This is a genomic window from Candidatus Benthicola sp. (assembly GCF_058719085.1).
In genome coordinates, this window is record NZ_JBZQEK010000030.1 from 1 (window position 1) to 8727 (window position 8727).

Below are 8727 nucleotides of genomic sequence, written 5' to 3' on the forward strand. Positions count from 1 at the left end.
CGGCCAGCCGTGTGTAGGAGGAATCGACGAGCCGGGGAGCTGCGCCGGGTCCCTTCCGGAACAGGATGTGGTCGGTCGGAAAGGCTCCCCGGGTCGGCTCCTCGAGAGAGGGCGGAGAATCCACGAACCACTCCCGGAGGTGGAGGACCGAGGTCTCGTGGTCCGACCAGGTGTTCAGGTCGCCGGCCAGCAGCACGGACTCGTCACAGGAGGCGGAAGCGCCTCCCGCCGGAGCCGGGTCGCAAATCCGCTGCAGCGCCTCGAGGAGGCCGAGGCTTTGCCTCAGCCGCGACCCGTTTCCGGTCACCACAGTGCGGACTGGCGGGACGGCGCTCGTCAGGTGCGCGCTCAGCACCCGTGCACGCGCGCCCGACCCCTCGCCGAGCGTGGCGCCGATGGCCACCCTGCGCGCCGCCTCGAACGGCAGCTCGACGAAGAACACATCCGCCAGCGGGAGGGTCGAGAGGATGGCCACGCCCCGGTCCTCCCGCTCGTTTCCGGGAGCCGCCGGGCCGTTTCTCGCGCCGGCGACGTACGCGAGCGCGAGGCCGCACCGCCCGGCGATCTCGAGGATGTCCGGACGCTCGCCCGGACGCTCCTCCTCCACGGCGGCCCGGGGAACCACCCGGTCGTCGGTCGTCTCCGGGATGGCCGCCGAGCGTCGAAAGGCCTCCTGGACGAGAAGGACGAGGGGACCGCTTCCGGGGGTGAATTCGGATTCGGCTCCGGAGCAGCGGAGGCCCGCCTCCTCTCGCAGGAAGGCGAGGAGGTCGCCGCCCCCCGCAGCCACGTTCCATGAAAACACCGTCAGCTGGCCGCCCGCCGGCAAAGAGGGGAACCCGGCGGTCGGACGCTCGCGCACGACCTCGGGCCCGACCGTGACGCACCAGCGCTCGAGCCGCTCATTGTCCCCACCGCCCTCGGGCACGTACCAGGCGCGGGTCTCGACATCCGGACAGCGGCGATCGCTCTCGATCCCGGGAACCATCCGGTAGGACGGAAGACAGGAAGCCAGCCCGACGCTCCCGACGCCCGCGGCGATCACGGCCAACCGCATCGCGTCCCGCACCTAGAAGCCCCCGGGCGCCGGAAGGGAAATCTGCAGGCTGGCGGCCGGCCCGGAGGAGGCGTCGATCCCGTTCGCCAGCCACTCAGCGAGCCCGCCGATCGCCATCCCGACCGCCGCCGCTCCGATCAGGTCGGGGACTTCGAACCCATCCGAGATGCCCCACGCGAGGAGCCCCAGAGCCGATCCGCCAGCGAGGCCGATCGCCGACCCGAGCGGAGCGGTCCCGATCGCTCCGCCGAGCAGGCCGACGGCGGCCACGTCCGCCCAGCCGAACCGCTCCGCGGCGGACTTCAGCACCAGGCCGACGGCCGCTCCGGCGGCGAACCCGATCCCCGCCCCCACCGCCATGTCCCCGAGGCGGTCGGAGTCGGAGGCGCCGATCATGGCTCCGCCCGTCAGTCCGAGGACGCCTCCGCCCACGCTGGCCCACCGTACGCAGGTCGGTCCCGGCTTCGTCTGCGTACACGGCACCAGCGAGCCGACGAAGGCGAGCGTGGCGCCCGAGGCGAGCCCGAGCGCGCTGCCGGCGATCGCCGCGCCCGTCGAGCCGGACTGCGCGTGGGAAGGAGCCGGCCGGGCCGCACCGATAAGACACACGCAGGCCGCGATATGGAGGGCCCGGCGACCGGTCTTGCGCCAGCCCGCTCCCGCGCCTAAATGCATAGGGACAAGTGCAGGTAGTGTCGGTTGATCCGACCTCTCCGCAGGAGAGACCATGATCGGTCCAGTTCGGGCCGCGAGGCTCGGTCTTGTTTCGTCGGCGACTGCCCTTCTCCTGATCGCCACGCTTCCCTCCCCCGGGCGCGCCCAGGTGGATTTCGGACTCACCGCGGGCCCGACGATCGCGAACTTCTCCGGAAGCTACATCGATCACTCCATCAGCACATGGGGCGTGACGATCGCCGCGTACGTCGAGTGGCACCTGTCGCCCCACTTCTCGCTGGAGGGGGGCTTCGGAACGGCCCAGATGGGGGCGTTCGAGGTGGAGACGCCGGCCGAGGAGGAACCGTACGACTACCGTACGTCCAACCTCCAGATCCCCATCGCGGTCATCTATCGGACGGGCTTCTTCGGCGAGGACTGGGGATTCAAGGCCTTCGCGGGCGGAGCCCCCGTGTTCAACTCGTCCTGTGACGTGAAGCCGAGCTCGCAGTTCTCGTTCGACACCGAGTGCAATCCCGACACGCCGGGCGGGGAGATCGCCGGCTCCGACTTCCTGATCCAGTTCGGGATCGGGGTCGATCGGCTGTTCAGCGGAGGCTCGGGGATCGGGTTCGATGCGCGCTACTCGATTGGCACGAGCAACCTGTGGGCAGAGGCGGAGGACGCCGGCCTCACCGTGAAGAATCGCGTGCTCGACATCAAGCTCCGGCTCTTCCTCCCGATCGGAGGGCCCCGATCATGAGAGCGATGGCGATGCGACGAGCCGTCTCGTGGACCGTGTTGTGCCTGGCCGGGCTTGCACTGGCTCCCGGGGCCCGGGCCCAGGACGCGGGGAATCCCGACACCTTCTGGCGCGCGTCCGCCTACCTCTGGTGGGCCAACATCGACGGCGTGAACTTCCTCGGGGATTCGACCGTCACGGTGGGGGACTCGACCTCCCTGTACGCGAGCTTCGCCGGAGAAGTCGAGTTCGGGAAGGGGCGTCTCCGCGGGATCGGGAAGTTCTCGACCACCAGCCTCTCCCACACGGGCCCGCTGGACGGACCCGGGGTTCCCGACGGCACGGACGTGAACTACGACTTCACCTGGACGATGGCGACGGCCATGGCGACCTGGCAGGCCGGTGGGTTCGAGACGGACCACGCCTTCCTGCTCTCGCTCGGCCTACGGTACGTGCACCAGGGCCAGGACCTCACGGACGTGGCCGGCTTCGATCCCGTATCGAAGAACTGGGTGGAGCCGGTGGCCGGGGCGGAGTACTACGTCGAGATGGGCGGGCCCTTCTGGATCTCGGTGGACGGCGATCTCGGAGGCTTCCTGTTCGGATCCGAATTCACCATGCGGGTCGGCGCGGAGTTCGGGGTCCGGGTGGCGGGCCCGGTCAGCCTGTCGCTCGCCTACGACTACCTGACGACCACCTACGGAGACCCGGGGGATGCCTACCGGTTGGAAGACGGTGTCAGCCAGGGCTGGCTCTTCGGCCTCACGGTGAAGCGATGACTACGTCAAGACGGCCTCGGAGGTGGAGCTCGATCCCGGCGCTGCTGCTGGCGCTGGTCGCGATCGCTCCATCGGCGCTCGCGCAGGAATCGTTCGTCTACCCGGTGGACTCGGAGAGCCCGGATCTCAGTCTCGTGGCCGCGCCCGAGAGCGGCGCGAGGTGGCTGACCTCCGGGGACCTCCTGGAGAACGGACTCCAGCCCACGGGACTCGAGCCGGCGGGCCGTTTCCCCTCTCCGCAGGACTCGGTGACCTTCTGCTGCGACCGGAAGTACTTCTGGCCGGCCATCGGAGAGATCGGGATTCTCATGGTCGTGCCGTGGTACTTCAATCGCCACGTGGCGGACGATTCCACCGCCGTCCTCAACAAGGAGTCCTGGGAGCAGAACATCGTCCAGGGGTTCGAGTGGGACCGGGACGCCTTCCAGACGAACATGTGGGCGCACCCGTATCACGGCGGGCTGTTCTTCAATACGGCGCGGTCCAACGGATACAACTTCTGGCAGTCGTCGTTCTTCTCGTGGACGGGCAGCTTCCTGTGGGAGAACTTCGGCGAAGCGAACCGGCCGGCCATCAACGATTGGCTGAGCACCTCCCTCGGAGGGGTGGCGCTCGGGGAGACCCTGCACCGCTTCTCCCTGATGATCTGGGACAACGAGGCTACCGGGTTCGGCCGGACGATGAGGGAGCTGGGCGGGTTCCTGGTCAACCCGATGGGAGGGTTCAACCGGCTGGTGCGCGGGGAGTGGACGAAGGTGGGCTCGAACCCGGAGGACCGCATGCCGCCCTCGGGTCAGGGCTCCGCTCTGCGCCTCGGGTACCGGTTCGTCGGCCAGGGCGGTCAGACGGACGAGTCACACGGTGGCTTCTTCTCGTTCGACTACCAGTACGGCAACCCGTTCACGGACTTCGGCAAACCGTTCGATGCGTTCCAGTTCACCGCCCAGCTGTACGGGGACAACGAGGTGCAGAGTCTGGGGTTCGTGCACCTGACGGCTTCGCTCTATGGCGACGAGCTCAAGCGTAACGAGAGCGTGAACCACGTCTTCCACTTCACGCAGCACTTCGACTACGTCAACCTCGAGTCGCTGGAGACGGGCGGCTCGAGCGTCGCGGCGACCTTCCTCTCCGACTGGAAGCTGTCGGACTCCTGGAAGGTGCTCACGCGGCTCGAGCCTTCGATCCTGCTGATCTGGGGCGTGGACTCGGAGTTCTCGGACTGGACCCAGCGGGACTACGACTTCGGGAGCGGGGCCGGGCTGCGGGCTCGCGCCTCGCTGCGCAGCTCGAACAACATCAACTTCAGCCTCTCCTACGTGCTGCTGTGGCAGCACACGCTGAACGGGGCGGCCGGAGATCACATCCTGCAGCTCGGAGCGGCGCAGGCCTTCGTGCCGGTGTACAAGAAGCTCGGCGTCGGGGCCACCATGCTCGTGAACGTCCGGGACAGCTACTATCGGGACTACCCGGACGTGTTCTGGCGGAACCCGGAGTTCAGGGCGTACGTCGCCTGGCAGATGGGGCGCGGAGACGTCGACCCGCACAACAACTAGGTCCGAACGGCAGCCGGGAGGCCATGTTCCTCCCGGCTTTCCGACCTACCGACGCACCCACACGAGGAACGAGCCCGGCCGCACCCGCAGGTCGTGGCGCCCGCCCGGAAGGAGCGCGTACTCGCTCGGCACTCCATCCAGGTCCACGGACTCCGTCCCGGCCACCTGCAGCCAGTCGCCATCCGGCAGATCGAAGCTGAACATCCCGTCCTGCCGCCCGCTGTTGGCGAGCACCAGCACGCGCTCTCCGACCACGTAGCCGAGCAGCGTCCCCTCGTCCGGGGTGATCCACCGGTAGTGACCGGCCGGCACGTCGGCGACTCGGAACGCCTCGCCCCACTCCGACATGCGAAGCGCGATCAGACCGCGCCACCAGTCGCGCATGGCCGCCTGATCCGATCCGGGGGCGAGATTGTCCCACAGGAAGCGGTTCGGCGCCCGCAGGTTGTACGTGTCGTCGCGTCCCTTGAAGTGGATCTCGCCGCCGCCCATCTCCGCCACTCGCTCGTCGAGCGGGGCGAGTCCCTTGGATCGCAGCATCTCGGTGCCGCCGTGGATCACCACCGGCCCGGCGGAGGTGAGCAGGAGGCCGGCGGCGATGCGAACGGCCCCGAGGTCCACACCCTTGCGCCCGTCGTGACCCTCCAGTGCGTAGCGATCGGCGAGGGCCCAGTTGTCGTGGATGTCGAGGTAGTTGATCCCGTCCGTGGCCCGTCGCTCTTCCGCATAGTCGTTGGCGAGCGCCGCCATGGCCGCTCCCCGGGCCGCGCCGTCTCCGCCCGCCCAGCCGCGCTCGTTCACGTCGAACGGGCTCCCCTTGAAGGCGTTCCGGGCGTCGTCCTGGAAGAAGGTGATCGGGGCGTTCTCCTTGTACCACGACCACTCGGGATTGGCCGCCACGTCCGGATCGCTCGGAGCGATCCACGGCTCCCCGTAGATGATCAGGTCCGCCGGCAGAGCCTCCCTGACCCGGAGCAGCGTCTGGCGGTCGATCTGCCCGGCGAGATCGATGCGGAATCCATCCACCCCGAGCTCGTCCACCCAGTGCCGAAGCTGGTCGAGGATCCACCGCTGCACCATCGGACGCTCCTCGGACTTGATCTCGTTGCCGAACGGCCCGATGTGGCGCAGCTCCTCGTCAGTGCGAAAGTAGTAGGGAAGGTCCAGCGCGCTGAGATTCAGCAGCAGGTGTCCCCCGTCCATGCTCTCGCCCGTGTGGTTCGGCACCACGTCGATGATCACCGCGATCCCCCGCTCGTGGAACGCCCGAACCAGCGCCTTGAACTGCTCGCGCTCGGCACCCGGGTCGGCATCCCGCGAGCGGTAGCGGCTCTCGACGGCGAAGGCGTGCGTGGTCCGGTACCCCCACTGGTAGTTCTCCCGGTCGATCCCCATCTCGCGGGCGAACGGATCGTCGGCGAACGCCTCGCGCCATTCTTCGTCCGGGTAGTGGAGGTACTCCTGCACCGGCATCAGGTGAACCACGTTCACCCCCAGGTCGGCGAGATAGTCGATGCCGATCGGCTCGCCGTGGGCGTTCACCAGCCCCGTCCGGCCCATGGCGGGCAGGGTCCCGGTCTCGTCCGCGCTCACCGGCAGCAGGTCCGTGAAGTCCTGCACGTGCACCTCGTAGGCGACCACCTCCTGCATGGCCGGGCGTCCGCCGACGACGGGAGGAGGCGGCGGACCGTGACGCCACACCATCGACTTTCCGTGCGAATCGTCCTGCACGAGGGCGTACGGATCCGAGACGTGGACCGGGGCGGTCTCCCAGAACCAGTTCCCCGGATCTTCCGGGCCGTGCACCGTGAAGTCGTACCAGGCGCCCCGCAGGTCCCAGGGCTCCGTGACCTCCCAGACCCCGTCCGCGTCCTTCGCCATCTCGACCACCTCGAACGCCTCGGCCGCCGTGTGATCGGGCTCGCGGTACAGGTACAGCCGGACCGCCTCGGCGCGGGGTGCGAAGACTCGGAACACCGTCGCGGCGCCCCCGTCCACCACCTCCGCGCCGAGCGGCTTGTCCGAGACCATCTCCCGGAACAGGGGGTCCCGGCGCGCCAGCGCCCGCTGGTGCAGCTCCGGGATCTCGACGTAGTGCACGCGCATCGGATCGAACCCGGCGCCGGGCACGAGCACGGCCTCGTTCCCCTCTCCGTGCCGGACTTCGGCGATCGGAAGCGGCGTCCCACGTCCATCGGCAAGGCGAAACGCCGAATCCGCGGGCCACTCGGCCCCGATCAGGGTGATGCGGATCTCGCGCGGCCCGTGTGTGGCGGCCTTCAGACGGATGCCCAGGTCTGCCTCCTCGACGTTGGTTGGTTCCGAGTCCTCGGGGAGCGGAGCGCCCTCGTCCGCCGGCGACCCGCAGGCCGCCACGAGAGCGACGGCGAGGGGCGCGAGGCGCCCGTACAGCAGGCTGCGCGGCGAGATCAAGAGCCGGCCTCCCGCGGCGACGTGATCCGCTCTTCGAGCAACACGATGTCGAAGTCACCGCTCAGCTCCACCTCGCCTCCGGATACGACGGCCGCCTCGCCCGAATAGGCATCCACCAGCTCGGCCCCCTCCGGAAAGACCCCGAACACGGGCACGACTTTGGGCCCACGGGGCATGTCGATCCCCACGAGGACGCGGTCCACCCCGTCGCCGAGGTCGAGGACGCGGCTGAACACGTACGGCGTGGCCTGGTGTTCGACGTGCTCTCCGGCCCCCACCGCCGGGTGGGCGTGCCGGAAGCGCCCGAGCTTCCGCCAGTGCTCGAGCAGCAGCTCTCTCCCGACGCTCTGCTCGACGCCTTCCCACGGCATGAAGGAGCGCAGGTTGGCGTCGGTGGCGGCCCCCGGGATGATCAGCGGCCGGGCCAGCTCATCTCCGTAGTAGATCTGCGCTCCGCCCGGCGCCAGCAGCAGGCGGACCGCGGCGTCCTTCGGCTCCGCGCGCGCCCGGTCCCACGGGGAGCTGTCGTCGTGCGAGTCCAGGTAGCTGAGGATCGATACGCCCTCGAGGGCACCCCCGTTCAGGAGGTCCGAGTAGAGGGAGAACGCGGCGGCCGTCTCCAGATCCGGCACCTTGAGACCGAAGTTGATGAGGCCGTCGTACCCGTAGTCGAAGTAGTCGACGAGCCGGTCTCCGAAATCGAAGGCGCGGCCGGCGGCAGCGTTCCACCCGTACACCTCGCCGAACATGTAGAAGGGGAGGTCGTCGAGCACCCGGTCGGGGTGGGCGGCCTTCCAGTCGGCGAACGCGAGATCGGCCTCGGCCCGGAGCTCGAGCGCCACCGCTTCGTCGAAGTTCCGCGCCGTGTCCACCCGGTAGCCGTCGAAGCCGAGCTCCCGCACCCAGTCGGCGAGCCACTTGATCAGGTAGAACCGCGGCGCCCGCGGGTACCCCGTGCGCTCGAAGAAGGCGTCGAGCTCCGCCAGCTCCTGGTCGAGCCGCCCCTCGGCCTCCCACTTCGCGAGAAGGAAGCCGGGGAGCTCGACCGGCTCGTCGCTCTCGGTGCGGATGTCAGGGAGGTTGTCCACCAGGGTGCAGGTCACGGTGGTCGGGTAGCTGTCGTACCCGCAGCGCGGGCCGGTGCGCACCCACCCGTCCGGCCACTGCGGATCCAGCGGCGTCACCGGGCCCGTGTGGTTGATGATCGCGTCCATGATCACCCGCATTCCGCGGGCGTGCGCGGCCTCGACGACGGCCCTCAGGTCTTCGAGCGTCCCGAGCGCCGGCTCCACGGCGGTCCAGTCGCGGGGCCAGTAGCCGTGGTACGCGTAGGTCTTCCCCGTCCCCTCATCCACGTCGCCCCGGATCTGTTCCTGGAAGGGAGTGAACCAGATCGCGTCCACCCCGAGGGCATCGAAATACCCCTCCTCGATCTTCTCGAGGAGTCCCTGCAGGTCCCCGCCCATGTAGCTGCGGAGCACGGCCCCGTCCTGGGGGCGGCCGAGGGCC

Annotated in this window: 7 protein-coding genes; 3 read left to right on the top strand and 4 right to left on the bottom strand. The window is 69.2% G+C overall.

What is annotated here, in order from left to right; all coding sequences use genetic code 11:
- Both AC36XV_RS02545 and AC36XV_RS02550 read right to left on the bottom strand, forming a co-directional pair.
- The coding region (locus AC36XV_RS02545; RefSeq protein ID WP_492202102.1) for an endonuclease/exonuclease/phosphatase family protein at positions 1-1069 on the bottom strand (1069 nt) is incomplete at its 3' end.
- Entirely contained in the window at positions 1070-1666 is a 597-nt protein-coding gene (locus tag AC36XV_RS02550; RefSeq protein WP_492202103.1) for a hypothetical protein, read from the bottom strand.
- Positions 1667-1784: 118 nt separating this feature from the next.
- Between AC36XV_RS02550 and AC36XV_RS02555 the strand changes: the two genes are divergently transcribed.
- From AC36XV_RS02555 to AC36XV_RS02565, 3 genes are read left to right on the top strand one after another with little or no spacing between them, the layout of a single operon-like run.
- Complete coding sequence (locus tag AC36XV_RS02555; RefSeq protein ID WP_492202104.1) at positions 1785-2474, top strand: outer membrane beta-barrel protein; 690 nt, start codon at positions 1785-1787, stop codon at positions 2472-2474.
- On the top strand, positions 2471-3232 hold the full coding sequence (locus tag AC36XV_RS02560) for a hypothetical protein (RefSeq protein ID WP_492202105.1): 762 nt from the start codon (positions 2471-2473) through the stop codon (positions 3230-3232). Before AC36XV_RS02555 ends, AC36XV_RS02560 begins: the two co-directional genes overlap by 4 nt.
- On the top strand, positions 3229-4785 hold the full coding sequence (locus AC36XV_RS02565) for a DUF3943 domain-containing protein (protein WP_492202106.1): 1557 nt from the start codon (positions 3229-3231) through the stop codon (positions 4783-4785). Before AC36XV_RS02560 ends, AC36XV_RS02565 begins: the two co-directional genes overlap by 4 nt.
- A 45-nt stretch (positions 4786-4830) precedes the next feature.
- Here AC36XV_RS02565 and AC36XV_RS02570 read toward each other — a convergent pair whose 3' ends face one another.
- Both AC36XV_RS02570 and AC36XV_RS02575 read right to left on the bottom strand, forming a co-directional pair.
- Complete coding sequence (locus AC36XV_RS02570) at positions 4831-7218, bottom strand: alpha-amylase family glycosyl hydrolase (protein ID WP_492202107.1); 2388 nt, start codon at positions 7216-7218, stop codon at positions 4831-4833.
- Positions 7215-8727: alpha-amylase family glycosyl hydrolase (locus AC36XV_RS02575; RefSeq protein ID WP_492202108.1), on the bottom strand; the 1513-nt coding region annotated here is incomplete at its 5' end. The genes AC36XV_RS02575 and AC36XV_RS02570, both read right to left, overlap by 4 nt.